Annotated in this window: 19 protein-coding genes; 9 read left to right on the top strand and 10 right to left on the bottom strand. The window is 59.9% G+C overall.

The window, feature by feature from the left end; all coding sequences use genetic code 11:
• Nucleotides 1-189 precede the first annotated feature (189 nt).
• Both AB4N47_RS07700 and AB4N47_RS07695 read left to right on the top strand, forming a co-directional pair.
• The gene (locus tag AB4N47_RS07700) at nucleotides 190-2,133 is read left to right on the top strand and encodes a DNA topoisomerase III (protein WP_341637251.1); all 1,944 of its coding nucleotides are present in this window, start codon (nucleotides 190-192) and stop codon (nucleotides 2,131-2,133) included.
• Nucleotides 2,134-2,675: 542 nt separating this feature from the next.
• Entirely contained in the window at nucleotides 2,676-3,005 is a 330-nt protein-coding gene (locus AB4N47_RS07695) for a hypothetical protein (RefSeq protein ID WP_041480831.1), read from the top strand.
• 173 nt (nucleotides 3,006-3,178) lie between these two features.
• Here AB4N47_RS07695 and cynR read toward each other — a convergent pair whose 3' ends face one another.
• On the bottom strand, nucleotides 3,179-4,060 hold the full coding sequence (gene cynR, locus AB4N47_RS07690; protein WP_341637250.1) for a transcriptional regulator CynR: 882 nt from the start codon (nucleotides 4,058-4,060) through the stop codon (nucleotides 3,179-3,181).
• Between the two features lie 121 nt (nucleotides 4,061-4,181).
• Between cynR and cynS the strand changes: the two genes are divergently transcribed.
• A complete protein-coding gene (cynS, locus tag AB4N47_RS07685) occupies nucleotides 4,182-4,649 on the top strand; it encodes a cyanase (protein ID WP_341637249.1) in 468 nt (155 codons plus the stop codon).
• Between the two features lie 58 nt (nucleotides 4,650-4,707).
• Nucleotides 4,708-5,367, top strand: coding sequence for a carbonic anhydrase (locus AB4N47_RS07680; RefSeq protein WP_341637248.1), 660 nt, complete (start codon nucleotides 4,708-4,710; stop codon nucleotides 5,365-5,367).
• Nucleotides 5,368-5,417: 50 nt separating this feature from the next.
• Here the strand turns inward: AB4N47_RS07680 and AB4N47_RS07675 are convergent, their stop codons facing one another.
• Together AB4N47_RS07675 and glsB are read right to left on the bottom strand one after the other, a co-directional pair.
• Nucleotides 5,418-6,920 carry an aldehyde dehydrogenase family protein gene (locus AB4N47_RS07675; RefSeq protein WP_460154454.1) on the bottom strand — a complete coding sequence of 501 codons (1,503 nt, stop codon included), beginning with the start codon at nucleotides 6,918-6,920 and terminating at the stop codon, nucleotides 5,418-5,420.
• 181 nt (nucleotides 6,921-7,101) lie between these two features.
• Nucleotides 7,102-8,010, bottom strand: a complete 909-nt coding sequence (gene glsB, locus AB4N47_RS07670) for a glutaminase B (RefSeq protein WP_460154453.1) — start codon at nucleotides 8,008-8,010, stop codon at nucleotides 7,102-7,104.
• A 139-nt stretch (nucleotides 8,011-8,149) separates the two neighbouring features.
• Between glsB and AB4N47_RS07665 the strand changes: the two genes are divergently transcribed.
• On the top strand, nucleotides 8,150-8,638 hold the full coding sequence (locus AB4N47_RS07665) for a GFA family protein (protein ID WP_341637246.1): 489 nt from the start codon (nucleotides 8,150-8,152) through the stop codon (nucleotides 8,636-8,638).
• Nucleotides 8,639-8,737: 99 nt separating this feature from the next.
• On the opposite strand, the gene AB4N47_RS07660 is transcribed toward AB4N47_RS07665, so the two are convergent.
• From AB4N47_RS07660 to AB4N47_RS07650, 3 genes are all read right to left on the bottom strand, one after another.
• On the bottom strand, nucleotides 8,738-10,024 hold the full coding sequence (locus AB4N47_RS07660; RefSeq protein WP_341637245.1) for an ATP-binding protein: 1,287 nt from the start codon (nucleotides 10,022-10,024) through the stop codon (nucleotides 8,738-8,740).
• Entirely contained in the window at nucleotides 10,025-10,732 is a 708-nt protein-coding gene (locus AB4N47_RS07655) for a winged helix-turn-helix domain-containing protein (protein WP_016775114.1), read from the bottom strand.
• 261 nt (nucleotides 10,733-10,993) lie between these two features.
• Complete coding sequence (locus AB4N47_RS07650; RefSeq protein ID WP_041480839.1) at nucleotides 10,994-11,602, bottom strand: MiaE family protein; 609 nt, start codon at nucleotides 11,600-11,602, stop codon at nucleotides 10,994-10,996.
• A 158-nt stretch (nucleotides 11,603-11,760) separates the two neighbouring features.
• Here AB4N47_RS07650 and AB4N47_RS07645 point away from each other — a divergent pair, with 158 nt between their 5' ends.
• On the top strand, nucleotides 11,761-12,624 hold the full coding sequence (locus tag AB4N47_RS07645) for a universal stress protein (protein ID WP_122507981.1): 864 nt from the start codon (nucleotides 11,761-11,763) through the stop codon (nucleotides 12,622-12,624).
• Nucleotides 12,625-12,710: 86 nt separating this feature from the next.
• Here the strand turns inward: AB4N47_RS07645 and AB4N47_RS07640 are convergent, their stop codons facing one another.
• Nucleotides 12,711-13,181, bottom strand: coding sequence for a DUF1289 domain-containing protein (locus AB4N47_RS07640; protein WP_024013275.1), 471 nt, complete (start codon nucleotides 13,179-13,181; stop codon nucleotides 12,711-12,713).
• A gap of 467 nt (nucleotides 13,182-13,648) precedes the next feature.
• On the opposite strand from AB4N47_RS07640, the gene acnB reads away from it, so the two are divergent.
• A complete protein-coding gene (gene acnB / locus AB4N47_RS07635) occupies nucleotides 13,649-16,258 on the top strand; it encodes a bifunctional aconitate hydratase 2/2-methylisocitrate dehydratase (protein WP_024013276.1) in 2,610 nt (869 codons plus the stop codon).
• Between the two features lie 166 nt (nucleotides 16,259-16,424).
• Here acnB and AB4N47_RS07630 read toward each other — a convergent pair whose 3' ends face one another.
• The 3 genes from AB4N47_RS07630 to AB4N47_RS07620 all read right to left on the bottom strand — a co-directional run bounded on the left by AB4N47_RS07630 (nucleotide 16,425) and on the right by AB4N47_RS07620 (nucleotide 18,464).
• Nucleotides 16,425-17,705: an HAAAP family serine/threonine permease gene (locus tag AB4N47_RS07630; protein ID WP_041480843.1), complete on the bottom strand. Its 1,281-nt coding sequence runs from the start codon at nucleotides 17,703-17,705 to the stop codon at nucleotides 16,425-16,427.
• A 251-nt stretch (nucleotides 17,706-17,956) separates the two neighbouring features.
• Nucleotides 17,957-18,127 carry a hypothetical protein gene (locus AB4N47_RS07625; RefSeq protein ID WP_016775119.1) on the bottom strand — a complete coding sequence of 57 codons (171 nt, stop codon included), beginning with the start codon at nucleotides 18,125-18,127 and terminating at the stop codon, nucleotides 17,957-17,959.
• Between the two features lie 52 nt (nucleotides 18,128-18,179).
• A complete protein-coding gene (locus AB4N47_RS07620) occupies nucleotides 18,180-18,464 on the bottom strand; it encodes a hypothetical protein (protein ID WP_425054103.1) in 285 nt (94 codons plus the stop codon).
• Nucleotides 18,465-18,601: 137 nt separating this feature from the next.
• On the opposite strand from AB4N47_RS07620, the gene AB4N47_RS07615 reads away from it, so the two are divergent.
• Nucleotides 18,602-18,985 carry a tautomerase family protein gene (locus AB4N47_RS07615; RefSeq protein ID WP_341637244.1) on the top strand — a complete coding sequence of 128 codons (384 nt, stop codon included), beginning with the start codon at nucleotides 18,602-18,604 and terminating at the stop codon, nucleotides 18,983-18,985.
• Between the two features lie 156 nt (nucleotides 18,986-19,141).
• Nucleotides 19,142-20,110, top strand: a complete 969-nt coding sequence (locus AB4N47_RS07610; RefSeq protein ID WP_024013281.1) for a 2-hydroxyacid dehydrogenase — start codon at nucleotides 19,142-19,144, stop codon at nucleotides 20,108-20,110.
• The last annotated feature ends 60 nt before the right edge of the window (nucleotides 20,111-20,170 follow it).

Below are 20,170 nucleotides of genomic sequence, written 5' to 3'. Positions count from 1 at the left end.
GTTCTCCTGAGCACAGCGAAGAGACCGGTTCAGGTATAGCTGATGGTTGCGCAGCTCGACTGGATTACGGCCGAACGGCTAAACCTCCTGCAACGCTTTTATCTGTATATCCATACAGATAAAAGTTGCTCCCGCCGCGAACTCCCGCCATTCTGTGCCCTCTCCACACACCAACCAGCGATGGTAGCTATGCGGCTGTACCTCTGTGAAAAACCTTCCCAGGCCAAAGACATTGCGGCCGTGCTCGGCGCCAAACGGCGCGGCGACGGCTGCTGGTTGGGGACGGACGTCACAGTGACCTGGTGCATTGGCCACTTGCTCGAAACAGCGCCGCCGGATGCCTACGACGCGCGCTACAAGCGCTGGGTGCTGGCCGATCTGCCGATCATTCCGGACAAGTGGAAGATGACCGTCAAGCCGCGCACCGCCAGCCAGTACAAAGCGGTGAAGCGTCTGCTTGGCGAGGCCAGCGAACTGATCATCGCCACCGACGCCGACCGTGAAGGCGAGATGATCGCCCGGGAACTGGTCGAGCACTGCCGCTATCGCGGGCCGATCCGCCGCTTGTGGCTGTCGGCGCTGGACGAGGCATCGATTCGCAAGGCCTTGGCCGCGCTGAAACCGGGAGCCGAAACATTCAGCCTGTATCACTCGGCGCTGGGCCGTTCACGGGCGGACTGGCTGATCGGCATGAACATGAGTCGACTGTTCACCTTGTTGGGCCGGCAGTCGGGTTATCAGGGCGTGCTGCCTGTGGGCCGAGTGCAGACGCCCACCCTGCGACTGGTGGTCGACCGCGACCGCAGCATCGCCGATTTCGTGCCCGTACCGTTCTGGGCAATCGACATGGATTTGCTGCACAATGGCACGACGTTTACCGCACAGTGGCGCGCACCATCAGACGTTTGTGATGATCAGGATCGCTGCCTGAATCAGGCGTTGGCGCAACAAGCAGCGGCGGCGATCAGCAGTGCAGACAGCGCACGGGTGATCAAGCTGAAAACCGAGCGCATGCGCGAAGTGGCGCCCCTGCCCTTCGATCTCGGCACCTTGCAGGAAGTCTGCTCGAAAAAGCTTGGCCTCGGCGCCCAGGAAACCCTCGACATCGCCCAGGCCCTTTACGAAACCTACAAAGTCATCACCTATCCGCGCAGTGATTGCGGCTTTCTGCCGTTGAGCCAGCACGGTGAGGCGCCGTCGATCCTCATAGCGTTGCGCCAGGCCGATACGAGCCTTGAAGCGTTGCAGGATTTTCTCGAACCGCAGCGGCGCTCAAGGGCCTGGAATGACGCCAAGGTCAGCGCTCACCACGGCATCATCCCCACCATCGCCGCGAAGAACCTCGAACGTCTGACCGGCAAGCATCGCGCGGTGTACACGCTGATTCGCGCGCGCTACCTGGCGCAGTTCCTGCCCAATCACGAATACGATCGCACTCAGGCTGATTTCGACTGCAACGGGCAGGCCCTGCGCGCGGTGGGCAAGCAGATCATCGAAGCGGGCTGGAAGCGTGCACTGCCAGAGGCATTGGCCCCGGCCAAGGGCCGCGAAGCCCCCGCGCCGCAAACCTTGCCGACCCTCAGCCAGGGCGTCGAATGCGCTGTGGCGAAAGTGAATCTCAAGGATCTGTGGACGCAACCGCCAAAACCCTACACCGAAGGCGATCTGATCAAGGCGATGAAGAACGTCGCCAAACTGGTCGAGGATCCGCTGCTCAAACAGAAACTCAAGGACACCACCGGCATCGGCACCGAAGCTACCCGCGCATCGATCATCCAAGGGCTGCTGGATCGTGGTTATCTGGTGAAGAACGGCAAGGCGCTGGCGGCGACACCTGCGGCGTTCAGCCTGATCGATGCAGTGCCGCGCGCGATCGCCGATCCTGGCACTACGGCGATCTGGGAACAGGCGCTGGACATGGTGCAAAGCGGCGAGATGAGTCTGGAAGAATTCGTCACCAAACAGGCTGCGTGGATGAGCAAGCAGGTCAGCCGCTGCTCCGCCCTCAGCCTGACCATCAGCGGCCCGCCGCCTGCCGGCAAAGCCGCAGCGCCGTGGAAGAAAAAGCGCAAGTCGACGGCGAGCAAAGCCGCCGGTACGCGCAAACGCACGGCGCGTCCGACGACTCGCTGAATCCCTCGCGGTTCCCTTCTCGACTTTGTCGAAACGGACCTTTTCTCATTCCAAAACAGCTTTGTCCGACAATATGTAGTGCTTGAAAATAATCACTACAAAACCGTTGACGGCATCGTTTTGCTTTTGCATGATGAAGACGCTCCCCGATCGGGAGCACTGGTAACATGCTTGAGCAAACTCGTCTGACCGCCGAGTTGTTTTTTCCGGATACACGCTGCCCACAAGGCAGATTGAAGAAGCTGACCTGGCCTGAACGTCCAGTACAAGGACGAGAAGCGCTGGCGAAAATTCTCAAGACGCTTGTGGCCGACACTGGATTGTCGTCAAGGAGCCTCCCGGTTTTCGCTGCTTCTCCTCGTTGTGACGCTATTGCGTAGCAGTTATTCAACACGACTACATGCAACAGATGCATGACCCCGTACTTCATACGGGCGAGCGCTGACGTCCTGGTTTCGGTGCCAGGGATCAACTAACCGATGGGCTACCTGTATTAGCGAACCAACTTTGAAAGATCACCAGACTGGTCAAGGGGCATAACAATGAATCTGAACAATCAACCCACTATCGAAGAACTGGCGCGTATGTTCGCGGCGCAGAAAGACAGCCACGACAGCCATATTCTCTGGATCAGCAAGTCGGGCCAGGTACACATCGACTGCCTGTCGCCTCACGCTGGCGAAGAGGAATTCGACCGCAACCACCAAAACCTGCTGGCCCGCCTGAAGATGTACCGCCGCGGCCACGGTTATGTCGGCAAGAAGGCTGCGGCCGACAAGGACTTCATCGGCAGTGTGCTGCAGACGCTGAAACAGGCGTGGGATTCGATGCAGAATCAGAATGAAGTTCGGGTGATTGATCGGTTGTATTGAATAACACTTCAGTAAAAAAGGGCCTGCATTGATAAGAAACAGGCCCTTTTTACATCCAGAACTCACACTGCAACTTTGTGGGAGCGAGCCTGCTCGCGAATGCACTCTTCAGGCGCAAACATCAGTGTCTGACACACCCCATTCGCGAGCAGGCTCGCTCCCACAGGTCTTGTTCATGTCGTACGCGTTTGCAGAACAAGATCAACAAACGCCAACGCCGCCGCACTGTGATAATTATTCCTGCGCCGCAACAACGCCGCTCCCCGCTGCGGCGCCTCCCCTTCGACCCGCAAGCGGCGCAACGCGCGGTCTTCGCTGGCAATCGCCTCGGGCAACATAGTCGCCAGCGGCGCATGCCGCACCACTTCCAGCAACGTACTCACCGAATTCACTTCAATCCGCACATGCGGCGTAATCCCGTGCTCGCGGAAATACTCATCCACCAACAACCGCGTAATGAAGCCCGGCGCCAGCAAGGCGAAATCCATTGAAGCCAATTCCGTCGACGTCAACACCGAAGGGCTGTCATAGAGCGGATGCCCAGGCCCGACCATGATCCCCAGCGTCTCGGTAAACGCCGGTATGCATTCGATATCGGCATTGCGCACCGGGGTAAACGCGATCGCGACATCCAGCGAGTCATCCGCCAGCCCGGCCTCGATGTCGTCCATCGACAGTTCGAACACTTCCAGATGAATCCCGGGAAACCGTGCCCCGTAGTCGCGCACCAGTGGCCCGACCAGATACGCCATGAACGTCGGCGTCATCGCCAGACGTAGCGTGCCGCGGGACAAGTCCTTCACGTCGTGCAAGGCGCGCTGCCCGGCCTCCAGCTCCACCAGCACGCGCCGTGCGCATTCAATATAAGCCGCGCCTGCATCCGTCGGCTTCACCGTGCGCGAGGTGCGATCGAACAGGCTCACGCCGAGGGTTTCTTCCAGTTGCCTAATCTGCTGCGACAACGTCGGCTGCGACACATGCAGCGCTTCGGCGGCGCGGGTGAAGCCACCGTGATCGGCAACGGCGAGCAAATAACGCAAATGTCGCAACAGCATGAGGGCACCATCTATAGGCAGGGCTTATGCGAAGCATTGTATATCGGTCTTGGACGCTATGAATCAACCGGCGCAACATTGTTTCCACACAAGCAAGCCAACCCCTGAAAGGAGTGACACCATGCAACAGTCCCACGCCTACAACGACAACAGCCTGGCCCTGACCACCCGCGTTCTCGACGCCAAGGCGAAAAAAGATCTGTCGTGGCAGAATCTTGCTGACGGCACCGGCCTCAGCCTGGCCTACGTCACCGCCGCCCTGCTCGGCCAGCATCCGCTGCCGGAAAACGCTGCTCAAGTGGTCGGCGACAAGCTCGACCTCAGCGCCGATGACGTCGCCGCACTGCAGATCATTCCTTTGCGCGGCAGCCTCAGCGGCGTGCCGACCGATCCGACCATCTACCGTTTTTACGAAATGATCCAGATCTACGGCACCACGCTGAAAGCGCTGGTTCACGAGCAGTTCGGTGACGGCATCATCAGTGCGATCAACTTCAAACTGGACATCAAGAAAGTCGAAGACCCGGAAGGCGGCTCCCGCGCGGTGGTGACGCTCGACGGCAAGTTCCTGCCGCTGCGCCCGTTCTGATGCGCCCGGCCCGCATCCTGCGTGCGGGCCATCTCATTTCTGCCACGAGGACACGCCCATGAAAGCCCTGATCGACGGCTTCCTGAAATTCCAGAACGAAGCCTTCCCGCAACGCAGCGAGCTGTTCAAACATCTGGCCACGACTCAGCAACCCGGCACGCTGTTCATCACCTGCTCCGACAGCCGCGTGGTGCCTGAGCTGCTGACCCAGCAAGAGCCCGGCGAACTGTTCGTAATCCGTAACGCCGGCAATATCGTGCCCTCCTACAGCCCGCATCCGGGCGGGGTCTCGGCGACGGTGGAGTATGCGGTGGCGGTACTGGGGGTGACCGATATCGTGATTTGCGGCCACTCCGATTGCGGCGCAATGACGGCGATTGCCCAGTGCAAATGCATGGATCACCTGCCCGCCGTCAGCGGCTGGCTGCAGCATGCCGAGTCGGCGAAGGTGATGAACGAAGCGCGCGTGCATGGCAGCGACGCGGCGAAATTAAGTTCGATGGTGCGCGAGAACGTGATCGCGCAACTGGCGAATATTCAGACCCACCCGAGTGTGCGCCTGGCCCAGGAGCAAGGGCGGCTGAATCTGCATGGCTGGGTGTACGACATCGAGACCGGTTCGATCGACGCACTCACTTCCGATCGTCGCACCTTTGTGGCGCTGGTCGAGCAACCAACCACTTGCGCAATCAGCGCTAGGACTTCCAACGCAGCCTGACCCCCCGGCCGGTGATCGTTCCCACGCTCTGCGTGGGAACGATCAACAGATCAGCGTTTCACCGTGACATCAACCTGAGTCATCCGGCTACGCACGGTAAATACGCCATCGCCGGAAAGAATCGCGCTGCGCGCGAACAGGCGCCCGCTCTCCCAGTTCGAAAGGCCCAGTTCCGGCTTGTTCAACGCGTACTGGCCATCGACCCAACGGGTGATGCCGTTGCCCACGAACGGCGCATTCACCGCGTTGTAGAAGCGTTCCTGAACCGCCGCCGCCTCGCTGATCAACGACACGGTGAATTGCGGGCTGTAACGGTTGAACAGCGCAATCGCCTGATCCAGATCGTCGACAATCATCAGGCTGACTTCCGGGGTTTCTTCCCATTCCCACTCGCGGCCCAGCTCCGACTCGGGCAAAGACTCGGCCAGCGCTTCGGTCTGGTAACCCTCGGCGCGATAAACCTCGACCGTTGCGTTCTGCCATTCGCTTGGCAGGCAATTTTCACTGCCCGCGACGATGTGCAATTTGCAGCCTTGGCCGCGTGCAGTACCGGCGTCTTTCATGGCATTGAGGAACAGCGGCACCAGCTCATCGGCGCGTTCGCGCTGAATCAGGCAGACGTTCAGGGTGTTGCAGACCTTGCGGTCCAGGGAGTTGCGCACCACTGCCGCGAAGCGAGTGGCGTCGGCGTCACGGTCGGCGATCAGCCACGCGCCGCCGGTGCCGTGCAGGCTGACGGCAGTGCCGGCCTGCTGGGCGATGCTGCCCAACTGACTGACCGCACGGCCCGAGCCGCGCGCCACCGCCAGCGACAGACGCCGATCGGCGAACATCGCCCAGCCGGCGGCGTGATTGACGCTCTCCACCAACGACACCGCGCCAACCGGCAAGCCGGCTTCGGCCAGTGCCGGGTTCAAGGCGTGAGTGACGATGGCTTGCGCAGTGCCCAACGCATCGCTGCCGATGCGCAGCACAGCCGTATTACCGGTGCGCAACACTCCGGCGGCGTCGGCAAATACGTTGGGTCGGCCTTCGAAGACAAAGGCTACGATGCCCAGCGGCGAGACCACTTGCTCTACCTTCCAGCCATCGTGCTCAACACTGCTGATCACTTTGCCCCGCGTCGGTGGCGCATCACGCCAGGCGCGCAGCCCGGCGATCATGTCGCGGCGCATGCGTTCATCAGCGAGCAAGCGTGTGGTCGAGCGGCCGCGCGCCTTGGCTCGCTCGATGTCGGCGCGGTTGGCGGCTTCGATCTGCGTCCAGCATTCAGGACTTTCCAGGCGCTGAGCAAACAGATCGAAAAACTGGCTGATGGCTTCATCGGACACCGCCGACAACGCTGTGAATGCCGCAGCCGCACGCTCGATTGCCACCGAGGCGGCCTGTTGATCAGCCACGGAGATCAGCAACAACTCGCCACTGACCTGCTCGACCAGCAGATGGTCACCGGGCTGAAACCGCGCGGCCAGTTCGGGGCTGACCACGGTGACGCGGTTACCAGCGAAAGGGATCGGCGTGCCAGCGACTAGACGTTCGAGCGCAAGAGACATGAAGCGGATTCACCATGCAGAGGGCGGCCGGAAAATGTATAGAACACGATCCTGCAAAGCAACACTGCACCCGGGGGAGCGAGCCTGCTCGCGAAAGCGGCCAGTCAGACGACATCGATGCTGAATGTACCGGCCTCTTCGCGAGCAGGCTCGCTCCCACACTGGAAATCGTGGTGTGTCTTCAGAACACCGACCAGCCAATCCGCGAGCTCAGCAACTCCAGCGCCGCCATCCCCGCCAGCGAGTTGCCGGCGGTATTCAGCTCGGGCGACCACACGCACACGCTGAACTGCCCCGGCACCACCGCAACGATGCCGCCGCCGACCCCGCTCTTGCCCGGCAGGCCGACGCGATAGGCGAAATTGCCTGCCTCGTCGTACAAACCGCTGGTGGCCATGATCGAGTTGACCTGTTGGGTCTGGCGGCGCGTCAGGATCTGCTCGCCGCTGTGCTTGCAGAACCCGTCATTGGCCAGAAAGCAGAACGCTCGGGCCAGATCGATGCAATTCATCCGCAGTGCGCAATGGCTGAAATAGCTGCGCAGCACCGCTTCGACATCGTTGTGGAAGTTGCCGAACGACTGCATCAGATAGGCCATCGCCGCATTACGCGCGCGATGCTGATATTCGGAGTCGGCGACCTTGCCGTCGATCATGATCTGCGGGTTGCCCGACAGGCGTCGGACGAAGTCGCGCATCGACAGTGTCGGCGCAGCGAATCGCGACTGGTTGATGTCGCAGATCACCAGCGCCCCGGCGTTGATGAACGGGTTACGCGGGCGGCCGCGCTCGATTTCCAGTTGCACCAGCGAATTGAACGGCTGGCCGGACGGCTCGTGGCCTAGCCGTTCCCAGATCGCTTCGCCGGAGTGATCGATGGCCTGCACCAGGCTGAACACCTTGGAAATACTCTGCACCGAGAACGGCGTTTCAGCGTCGCCGGCGCAATACATTTCGCCATCGTTACTGTACACGGCGATGCCCAACTGGTTGGCCGGCACCGTGCCGAGGGCGGGAATATAGTCAGCAACTTTGCCCTGCCCGATCAGGGGCCGGACGGCGTCAAGGATCTCGTTCAACAGCGCTTGCATGCCGGGTTCCGAAAGTCTCGCCCCATGGGATCGCGGGGACACTGGGGCTAGACGCTGCGCCCGCCGGTCGCATCACACCGGCAAGCATCAGGCAGAATGTTCTAGGCTGAAGCGGACCATTCAGACACAGGAGAGCACCATGCACCTCGAAGGCTCCTGCCATTGCGGCGAAGTCACGTTCAGCCTCGACAGCGCCCATCCTTATCCCTATCAACGCTGCTATTGCTCGATCTGCCGCAAGACCCAGGGCGGCGGCGGTTATGCGATCAACCTTGGCGGTGACGCGACCACTCTCCAGGTTCGCGGACGCAAAAACATCAATATCTACCACGCAAAAATGAAAGCCGACGGCGATAAACGCGCCCATCGCAGCAGCGCCGAGCGTCACTTCTGCTCGCTGTGCGGCAGCGGCCTGTGGCTGTTCAGCCCGGAGTGGCCGGGGCTGATTCATCCATTCGCCTCGGCAATCGATACGCCGCTGCCGGTGCCGCCGGAACGCACGCACCTGATGCTCGGCTCGAAAGCGCCGTGGGTCGAGGTGGAGGCCAAGCCGAAGGATCAGCAGTTTGATGAATATCCCGAAGAATCGATCGCCCAGTGGCATGAGCGACTCGGCGTGACCCGCTAAATACCGCGCCCTTCGCGAGCAGGCTCGCTCCCACATTTGGATTGCGATCACCTGTGGGAGCGAGCCTGCTCGCGAAGGGGCCGACTCACGCAATATCAATCAGTCCAGATGCGCCCAGGTCATTCTGAACAGCGCTCCACCCCACACCGAATCGCCAACCTCAACCTGCCCGCCATGGGACTGGGAAACCCGCCGCACCAGCGCCAGGCCCAGCCCGAAACCGCCAGTACGCCGATCCCGGCTGGCATCCAGTCGTGAAAACGGTTCGAAGATTTTCTCCCGTCCCTCCAGCGGCACACCCGGGCCGTCATCACTCACCCGCACTTCATAGTCATCGCCATTGCGCAGCAGCGACACCTCGACGCGCTGTTCGGCATAGCGAATGGCATTGCGCAAAAGGTTGATCACCGCCCGCGCCATGAACCGCGGTTCGATGCTTACCGTGTCGACCTGGCAACCGGCGATCGACAACTGCACGCCCACTGCTTCGGCCTCAAGCGCCACACTGCCGACGACGCTGTCGAGCCAATCGGCCGCGTGAATATTTTCCCGTTTGATCACCGTCGCGCCATGCTCGAGGCTGGCGTAGGTCAGCAATTCCGAGACCATCTCCTCCAGCTCACCAAGGTCGGCATACATGTCGGCGATCAGCTCGCGATTCTGGCTCGCGTCCGGTTGCTGCTTGAGCTGATCGAGCTCAAACGAAAGCCGCGCAATCGGTGTGCGCAATTCGTGAGACACCGCGTTGGTCAGTTCGCGCTGGTTGGCGATCAAGCCCTCGATACGCGCCGCCATCAGATTGAAGTGCTCGGCCAGATCGCGGATGTTCGAGCGCCGTGACAATTGAATGCGCACCGACAGATCGTTGTCGCCGAAACGCTCGGCCGCCAGCCGCAGCTTTTCCAGATCGCGCCAGTGCGGGCGCACCCAGAAAAACAGAACGATGCCGATCAGTACCGCGAGCATCATGTACGCCGCGGTGATGTAGAACGGCATCAGGCTCGGCTCTGGCGGCAGCTTGATGCTGAGCAACTGCGAGCCGCCATCAATGTTGCTGATGAACTGCGTGTAATCGTCGCGGATCACCAACAGGTTCCGCGCGAGCTCGGCTTTTTCCTGCGGTGTCAGGGCCAGTTGATCGGCCTCGACCAGACTCAGCGACAGACCGTAGTGCGCACGCAATGAATCGAGTTTCTGTTCACGCTCGGAGCCCTGGCGGCCTTGCAGATGATCGACCAGCGACCACGCCTGACCACGCACGGCTTCACGGTTGTAATCCTGCATCTGGCTGTCGAGCAACGCATTGAAGGTGTGCTCGACCGCCTGCAAGGCCAGCACCAGCCCTACCGTCATTACCAGAAACAGGCCGAGGAACAAGCGCAGCATCTACAGCTCCCACGCGAATGGATTGAACAGATAGCCCTTGCCCCACACGGTCTTGATGCACACCGGCTCGCGGGGATTGTCCTTGAGCTTGTTGCGCAATTTGCTGATGTAGACGTCGACGCTGCGGTTGAGGCCGTCGAAGGCAATGCCGCGCATGCGATTGAGAATGTCATCGCGGGAAAGAATCTTGCCCGCCGCGCTGGCGAGCAACCAGAGCAATTCGAACTCCATGGTGGTCAGCTCGATCAGCTCACCGGTCAGGCGCACTTCACGGCAACTGCGGTCGATGCTCAATTGCCCGAACTCGAGGAAACTGACCACGCTGGTGTCCGGCGTCTGCCGCCGTTGCAACGCCCTCAGCCGCGCGAGCAATACCGGCGGTTTGATCGGTTTGATCACGTAATCGTCAGCGCCGGACTCCAGACCGAGAATGTGATCGAGATCGTCTTCCTTGGCCGTAAGGATCACGATCGGCGTGTCCGAGACACTGCGAATTTCCCGGCAGACCTGCAAACCGCTCTGCCCCGGCAACATCAGGTCGAGCACCAGCACTTTCGGCTTGAATTCCAGGAACGCAGCCATGGCCAGATCACCGCGATGCACCGTGCGTACCTCGTAGCCGTGTTGTTCTAGAAAGTGTGCGATCAGTGCGGCGAGACGCTCATCGTCTTCGACCAGCAGAACTTTGCCGAAACCCAGGTTATCCATAACAACCGTTGCCAAGCCAAACGTGGAAGGGCCGATATTATGCTGGCATTCATCGAACAGGCGATGACGGCAGACAGCAAAAACCGGCCACTCGGGCCGGTTTCGGTGATGTTTCATACTCTTAAGAGTTTTTTACAATCAAGCAATGATGTCCTTTTTGAAATGCAGACCTCTGTAGGAGCCGCCGAAGGCTGCGATCTTTTGATGTTGATTTCTAAAAACAAGGTCAAAAGATCGCAGCCTTCGGCAGCTCCTACCCAGTCATGCGGCGACCGGCACACCGCTGTGGAAGCGGAATTCCTCGTCCGGCGATTCGATCAGTTCCTGCTCGGCCGCACGGACGCGCTCAATCACCTGCGCGACATCCTTGGCATCACCATACTGATAGGCCAGTTTCAGATAACCCTGAAAGTGCCGCGCCTCGCTTTTCAGCAAACCGAAATAGAACTTGCCCAGTTCTTCATCCAGATGCGGCACCAATGCTTCAAAGCGTTCGCAACTGCGTGCTTCGATGAAAGCGCCAACCACCAGCGTGTCGACCAGTTTCACCGGCTCATGGCTGCGCACCACTTTGCGCAGGCCCGAGGCGTAGCGGCCGGCATGCAGCTGACGCAACTCGATCTTGCGCCGCTTCATGATGCGCATGACTTGCTCGTGGTGCACCAGTTCCTCCCGGGCCAGGCGCGACATCATGTTGATCAGGTCGACATGGGCGTGGTACTTGGCTATCAGGCTCAGCGCCGTGCTGGCGGCCTTGAACTCGCAGTTCTTGTGATCGATCAGCAGGGTTTCCTGGTCGGCCAGTGCCGCCTGGACCCAGGCGTCGGGCGTGCGGCAGCCAAGGAATTCGTGGATTTCGGGAAGGATCATGGGGCTCACGGTAAAGGTGTTCGAGCGAAGGGCGCCGATTATACCGGCCTGCCCGCAGACCACCAGCGGCGGCTGTTGATATGCATCAAGTCGCAGACGTTCGGGTAGCAACTATAGTTGTGCAACGCCGTGCCTTTTCTTTGCTGGAGACTCCGCTCATGCAAGCCATTCGTAGCATTCTGGTGGTCATCGAACCTGAACATGCAGAAAGCCTGGCGCTCAAGCGCGCCAAGTTGATCGCCGGTGTCACCCAGGCCCATCTGCATCTGCTGGTGTGTGACAAGAAGCATGACCACGCCGGCCTGCTCAGCGTGCTCAAGGCTGCATTGCTCGCCGAAGGCTATAGCGTGACCACCGAACAGGCGTGGAACGAGAGCCTGCACGAAACCATCATCGATGTGCAGCAGGCCGAGGGATGCGGCCTGGTGATCAAACAGCATTTTCCCGACAGCTCGCTGAAAAAGGCCCTGCTGACCCCGGCCGACTGGAAACTCCTGCGCCACTGCCCTACCCCGGTGCTGCTGGTCAAAACCGCCGGTTCGTGGAAAGACAAAGTAATCCTGGCTGCGGTCGATGTCGGCAATGCCGACGGTGAGCATCGGCATTTGCACAGCACCATCATCGATCACGGCTACGACATCGCCAGTCTGGCCAAGGCGCACCTGCATGTGATTACCGCGCATCCGTCGCCGATGCTCTCGGCGGCGGACCCGACGTTTCAGCTGAAATCGACCATAGAAGCCAAATACCGCGAGCAGTGCCGGGCGTTTCAGGCGGAGTTCGATGTCGATGACGAGCACCTGCACGTCGAGGAAGGCCCGGCAGATGTGCTGATCCCGTTCATGGCGCACAAGCTCCAGGCAGCGGTGACGGTAATTGGCACGGTGGCGCGCAGTGGTCTGTCAGGCGCGTTGATCGGCAATACGGCGGAAGCGGTGCTGGATACGCTGGAAAGCGATGTGCTGGTGCTCAAGCCGCAGGAGGTTGAGGATCATCTGGTGGAACTGGCCGTGAAACATTAAGAGCAAAAGATCGCAGCCTTCGGCAGCTCCTACGGGTAGAACGCATTCCCATGTAGGAGCTGCCGAAGGCTGCGATCTTTTGCTGTTCAGGCGCCGAAGGCGTCTTTCAGAAAGCCCGGGGCGATATAGCGCTGATAATGCGCTTCCGACAGCAGGAAGAATTCCCGATCAATGGCATCGCGCAGTTCCGGCAGGTTCCAGTCGCGGAACTCCGGCAGCAATACCATCCCGTACGCCTCAAGATTAATGATCACCCGCGCGCCCCGGGCAATCAGCTGATAGGCCCAGCAATATTCCGACTGATGCGGTACGAAGCGGATCTTGCGCTGTTCGAGCTGCTCGCGCAGGCGCGCCGGATCGAAGATCTCGACTTTGCTCGCCATCACTTGTGACAGCAATTGCTCCAGACGCAGCCAGACCGCACGCTTTTCCTCCTCGTTGTACCCGTTCCAATGGATCACTTCGTGGTGGAAACGCTTGCAGCCACGGCACACCAGGTCACCGTAAACGGTGGAGCAGAGGCCGACGCAGGGGGTCTTGATGGTCTGATTGGGCATAAATGGGCAGAACACTGAAACGCGGAACAGGCCGGCATGTTAGCCCTTTGTCGGGCATTGATCACCCCTCAAACAGCAAGGTCTCGCCAGCGTCGCAGGTTTGCTCCGGCCGCGCTGATTGCCACGAAAGTCCAATAGAGCGCGACTTACCTTTAAATTTTTTTTGCCGTAGAATCAGCCAGCCTTTTAAGGCGCCAATGTCCGTTAGAAGCTGTTTTCAAAGCGTCACGAGCACAGTCGTTCCTTCAGAGCGGTGTTGGCGAAGGGTTTTTCCAGCGGGGAAAAGCTCAACGCCAACCCTCATCAGCTCCCCGTTCTGCAGGCGTAAAACTTTGAAAGCAGCTTCTGTAAGGAATTGCCGGTAATTCTGGCCGAACGACCCACAACGTCGTGAGGCGCATGAGTACGGCAATTTCGGGATGAGCGTCCCGGACACCCATTTGGGACCACTGATGAGGGTAATAACTGTGCTTGAAGCCTACCGCAAACATATCGAAGAGCGTGCAGCCCTGGGTATCGTTCCCCAGCCGCTTAACGCCGAACAAACAGCAGGCCTGATCGAGCTGCTGAAGAACCCTCCGGCTGGCGAAGAAGCTTTCCTCGTTGACCTGATCACCAATCGCGTACCACCTGGAGTGGACGAAGCCGCTTACGTCAAGGCCGGTTTCCTGTCTGCCCTGGCCAAGGGCGAAGCCACCTCCCCTCTGCTGGACAAGAAACGCGCTGTAGAACTGCTCGGCACCATGCAGGGCGGCTACAACATCGTCACCCTCGTTGAACTGCTGGACGATGCCGAGCTGGCGCCAGTCGCCGCCGAAGAACTCAAGCACACCCTGCTGATGTTCGATGCCTTCCACGACGTCGCTGAAAAAGCCAAGAACGGCAACGTTCACGCCAAGGCCGTGCTGCAATCCTGGGCTGACGGCGAGTGGTTCAAGAAGCGCCCTGTTCTGGCCGACAAGATCAGCCTGCGCGTATTCAAGGTCACCGGCGAAACCAACACCGACGACCTCTCCCCTGCGCCAGACGCCTGGTCGCGTCCTGACATCCCGCTGCACGCCCTGGCCATGCTGAAAATGGCCCGTGACGGCATCGTTCCGGACGAGCAAGGCAAGACCGGCCCGATGAAGCAGATCGAAGAAATGCGCGGCCAGGGCTTCCCGATCGCCTACGTCGGTGACGTGGTCGGTACCGGTTCGTCGCGTAAATCGGCGACCAACTCGGTGCTGTGGTTCTTCGGCGACGACATCCCGTACGTACCGAACAAGCGCGCTGGCGGTTTCTGCTTCGGCAGCAAGATCGCTCCGATCTTCTACAACACCATGGAAGATGCCGGCGCCCTGCCGATCGAGTTCGACGTGTCGAACATGAACATGGGCGACGTGATCGATCTGTACCCGCACGCTGGCAAAGTCTGCAAGCACGGTACCGACGAAGTCATCACCACTTTCGAAATGAAAACCCCGGTGCTGCTGGACGAAGTCCGTGCCGGCGGTCGTATCCCGCTGATCATCGGCCGTGGTCTGACCGAAAAGGCTCGCGCCGAACTGGGTCTGCCAGCGTTCGATCTGTTCAAGAAGCCTGAAGCTCCGGCTGAAAGCACCAAGGGTTTCACCCTGGCGCAGAAAATGGTCGGCAAGGCTTGCGGTCTGGCAGAAGGCCAGGGCGTGCGTCCTGGCACCTACTGCGAACCGAAGATGACCACCGTGGGTTCGCAGGACACCACAGGTCCCATGACCCGTGACGAACTGAAAGACCTGGCGTGCCTGGGCTTCTCCGCTGATCTGGTGATGCAATCGTTCTGCCACACCGCGGCTTACCCAAAGCCGATCGACGTGACCACCCACCACACCCTGCCTGACTTCATCATGACCCGCGGCGGCGTTTCCCTGCGTCCGGGCGACGGCATCATCCACTCGTGGCTGAACCGCATGCTGCTGCCGGACACCGTCGGTACCGGTGGTGACTCGCACACCCGTTTCCCGATGGGCATCTCGTTCCCGGCCGGTTCCGGTCTGGTCGCGTTCGCCGCTGCCACTGGCGTCATGCCGCTGGACATGCCGGAATCGATCCTGGTGCGCTTCAAAGGCAAGATGAAACCTGGCATCACCCTGCGTGACCTGGTTCATGCCATTCCGTACTTCGCTATCCAGAACGGTCTGCTGACCGTCGAGAAGAAAGGCAAGAAAAACGCCTTCTCCGGCCGCATCCTGGAAATCGAAGGCCTGGAAGGTCTGACCCTGGAGCAGGCGTTCGAACTGTCCGACGCCTCGGCCGAACGTTCGGCTGCCGGTTGCACCATCAAGCTGTCGAAAGAGTCGATCACCGAGTACCTGCAGTCCAACATCACCCTGCTGCGCTGGATGATCGGCGAAGGCTACGGCGATGCGCGTACCCTGGAACGCCGCGCTCAAGCGATGGAAGCCTGGATCGCCAATCCTGAGCTGATGGAAGCCGATGCCGACGCCGAATACGCCGAAGTCATCGAAATCGATCTGGCCGAGATCAACGAGCCTGTGCTCTGCGCGCCGAACGACCCGGACGACGCCCGTCTGCTGTCCAGCGTTGCTGGCGAGAAGATCGACGAAGTGTTCATCGGCTCGTGCATGACCAACATCGGTCACTTCCGCGCTGCCGGTAAACTGCTGGATCAGGTCAAGGGTCAGCTGCCAACCCGTCTGTGGCTGTCGCCGCCGACCAAGATGGACGCTCACCAACTGACCGAAGAAGGCTACTACGGCATCTACGGCAAGGCCGGCGCTCGCATGGAAATGCCAGGCTGCTCGCTGTGCATGGGTAACCAGGCACGCGTTGAGCCGAACAGCACCGTGGTCTCGACGTCGACCCGTAACTTCCCGAACCGTCTGGGCGACGGCGCGAACGTCTACCTGGCCTCGGCCGAGCTGGCGTCCGTTGCTTCGATCCTGGGTCGCCTGCCGACCGTCGAGGAGTACATGGAATACGCTGGCAAGATCGACAGCATGGCGGCCGATGTCTACCGCTACCTGTCCTTCGACCAGATCGCCGAGTTCCGTGAAGCTGCTGCGAACGCCAAGATCCCGGTCGTTCAAGCCTAACGCTGCAAAGCAATAAAAAACGCCGCCCATCGTGAGATGAGCGGCGTTTTTTTTGATCGTTCCCACGCTCCGCGTGGGAATGCAGCCCCGGACGCTCTGCGTCCCCAAGCGTGACGCAGAGCGTCACAAGAGGCGTTCCCACGCAGAGCGTGGGAACGATCAGTCATTACACAGCCAGCTTGTAAACCAGCGCCGAAATCGCCACTAGTCCCACCGCCGTAACAAACACGTTCGACGCCTGACCGCGATAGCGCGCCATCGCTGGCACCTTGCGAATCGCGTACATCGGCATCAGGAACAGGATTGCCGCAATCACCGGCCCACCGACGGTTTCGATCATGCCCAGGATGCTCGGATCAAGCGTTGCGACGATCCAGCAGATCACCAGCATGAACGCCGCCACGATGCGATCCAGCGCCTTGGCGCCCGGACGTTTGCCGCTCTTGACGATCAGGCCCTTGAGGCCTTCGCTGGCCCCGATGTAATGACCGAGGAACGACTTGGATATCGCCACAAACGCAATCAACGGCGCCGCAAACTCGATGGTCGGGTTGCTGAAGTGGTTGGCCAGGTACGACAGGATCGAAAGATTCTGCTCTTTCGCCTCAGCCAGTTGCTCTGGCGACAGGGTCAGCACGCAACTGAATACGAAGAACAGCACCAAAATGACCATCAATGCATGAGCGCGCGCGAGGATCTGTGAGCTGCGCTCGTCGGCGTGCACACCGTAACGACGCTTCTGGTCCATCGCGAACGCCGAGATGATCGGCGAATGGTTGAACGAGAACACCATCACCGTAATCGCCAGCCACAGCGTGTGCAGCAGCGCTGACGGCGCCGGCACTTGCGACGCGGTGGCGAGGATGCCGCCATTCCAGTGCGGAATCAGGTACACGGCAAGGAACAGCAGCGCAACGATGAACGGATAGACCATCAGGCTCATGGCTTTGACGATCGCCTGCTCACCGCAACGCACCACGGCCAGCAGGCCGAGAATCAGCACGAACGACAGCAACGCGCGCGGTGGCGGCGTGATGTGCAGTTGGTGTTCGAGGAAACTGGCGACCGTGTTGGTCAGGCCGACACTGTAGATCAACAGGATCGGGAAGATGGCAAAGAAGTACAGCAGCGTGATCAAGGCACCGGCCTTGATACCGAAATGCTGCTCGACCACTTCGGTAATATCGGCACCTTCGCGACCGGACAGCACAAAACGGGTCAGGCCACGGTGCGCGTAAAACGTCATCGGGAAGGCCAGCAGCGCGAGGATCACCAGCGGCCAGAAGCCCCCCAGCCCTGCGTTGATCGGCAAAAACAGGGTGCCGGCGCCAATGGCCGTCCCAAACAGTCCCAGCATCCAGGTGGTGTCCTGGCGATTCCAGCTCGAAAGTTCAGCGGGTGCTGCTGCGTCGAAACGCTTTTCGAGGCTATTGGCCTGATCATTCATCCGGTCGGATCTCCGCTTTCCGGTCACTTGCCACTCGGTCAGGACGCGTCGGAAAAAACCGACAGACATGCTCCGGCCGAAACAGGGGCGCGATTCTCCGTGATAAATCAATGCAAGCAAAGACTTAGCTGAGGAATGGTTGTGCGGAGCAGACCGATGGGGAGTCGTTTTCGGAATGCTTTTGGCCGTTTCCAGCTACGCTGCATGTCGTTCTCTGGCAGTTTTTCCGGCACCGTGCGCAGCCGGAACGATCAGATCAATCGAGCGACCAGAAAGCCAAACGACATGCAAAGCAAGGCAAGACTCAGCAATGCGAGGATCGGAACGATGTCGCCTCGCTGCTTGAGGCGTAACCTTTCTACGTACTCGTCGTGCTCTCGATCGGAACGGTCAATCATGGCTTGGCGGTCGAACGTACTCATGGTGATTTCCTTTTTCGCGGGTAACGGGTTGGATAGAGCGAAACGCGCACATTCATAACTTGAGCGAAAGGCCGATCAAGGCCGCTGTCGCGGTCAACATTCCGGCCACTACCGCAACCGGGTAGAAATAGGTTTCCCATTTCATCTTTTTTTCTTCCGCCACAAGTTTTTTCCTCTCGGCCACAAGCTTGCGTATTTCATTGATCAGCTTGTCCAGTTCGAGGTTTTCCCGATCGTTTTGAAGCATTCGCCTTCCCTGGCTGGTGGCAGCTATCGCGCAAGCTGCTCTGTGGCGTGATGATTTCGCATCCATACGGGTGCTGACCAGCAGACGCATCTGCCATTCCCGTAGGCAAAATCCGCGAGTCACGTAAGCCTCCTCATACACGGAATTTGCAATATTCCAGACCAACTACCTGCCAGAACCCTGCCCTTGATCTAGCGTGTGAGAAGCCATAACCCAAGGAGCCTCCCATGCCACTGGTCCGCGTCGACATCCAGCAAAACCCCGACCCCACTTTCGCCAGGCGCGTCGGCGAACAGATCTACGCCGCCCTGCGCAGCTGTATCGATGTCCCCGAACACGACAATTTCCAGATCCTCAACGAACATGACGCCCAGCATGTCGTTTATGACGCGCAATACCTCGGCATCCAGCGCAGCGACGGCGTGGTGTTCATCCAGATCACCATCAGCGAAGGGCGCAGCGTGGAAAAGAAACAATTGCTGTTCAAAACCATTGCCGAGAGCCTGCATGCGCAACTGGGTATTCGCCTGGAGGATGTGTTCATCAATCTGCTGGAGGTAAAGAAAGAGAACTGGTCGTTCGGTAATGGTGTTGCGCAATACGTCAGCTGATGGGTCGCGCGCCATGCCTGCGTACTTGCTTGTTCCACGAACCCGTCCAGAATCAAAGCACCACTGTGTGAATGCAACGATTGCCAAGCCGCTGCGGATTCAGCACTCTGAGTCGACTTTCGCGACCCACCCGCCGCCAATCACAGGAGCCGCGCAATGCCCGCAACCGTTCTGGTACTGGTTGAAACGATCAATGACTATCTGCCGATTCTTGAGCATCAGGGATTCCACCTGATCCTTGCACCAACGCCAGCCGAACGCGCGCAAGCCATCGCCACTCATGGCAGTCGCATCGACGCCGTGCTCACTCGCGGCCCACTGGGCCTGACTGCGCAAGAGATCAGCGCCCTGCCCGCCCTGAAAATCATCACTGTGATCGGTGCAGGTTATGAACAGGTCGATTTGCAAGCAGCCAGCGACCGCGGGATCACCGTCACCAATGGCGCCGGAGTCAACGCCTCGTCAGTGGCCGATCATGCGATGGCATTGCTGCTGGCATTGGTCCGCGACATCCCGCGCTGCGATGCCGCCGTGCGCCGCGGTGAATGGCCGAAAATCATGCGCCCGTCGCTGGCCGGCAAGCGTCTGGGCATCCTCGGGCTGGGCGCCGTGGGCATGGCGATTGCCAAGCGTGCGGAGCTGGGTTTCGACATGCAGATCAGCTACCACAACCGCCAGGTGCGCAGCGACGTCGCTTATGCGTTCTGCTCGACACCGACCGATCTGGCGCGAGCCTCGGACTTTCTGGTCGTTGCCACGCCCGGTGGCATTGCTACTCAACATCTGGTGACGCGAGCCGTGCTCGATGCCCTCGGCCCCAAGGGATTTATCGTCAACATCGCCCGCGCCAGCGTTATCGCAACGGCAGACCTGATCACCGCACTTGAACAACGTCGTATCGCCGGCGCTGCACTGGATGTGTTCGATCACGAACCGGAAGTGCCCGATGCCCTGAAACACCTCAGCAACGTTGTGCTGACTCCCCACGTCGCTGGGCTTTCCCCTGAAGCCACGCAAGGCACTGTCGAACTGGTCGGCAAAAACCTGATGGCGTTTTTCTCCGGGCAACCGGTGCTGACGCCTGTCGCCCTGCCGCCAAAACTCAGTAACCAGCGCGTGCATTAAAGCGCGCAGGATCCTCGGTCTGCGCCGCTGCTCGCCCCATTCTCAAAGTTGATTATCAAG

Source organism: Pseudomonas sp. S3_G06 (genome assembly GCF_054667565.1).
Note: the sequence above shows the minus strand (reverse complement) of the source record. Positions and strands in the feature narration are given on the sequence as shown.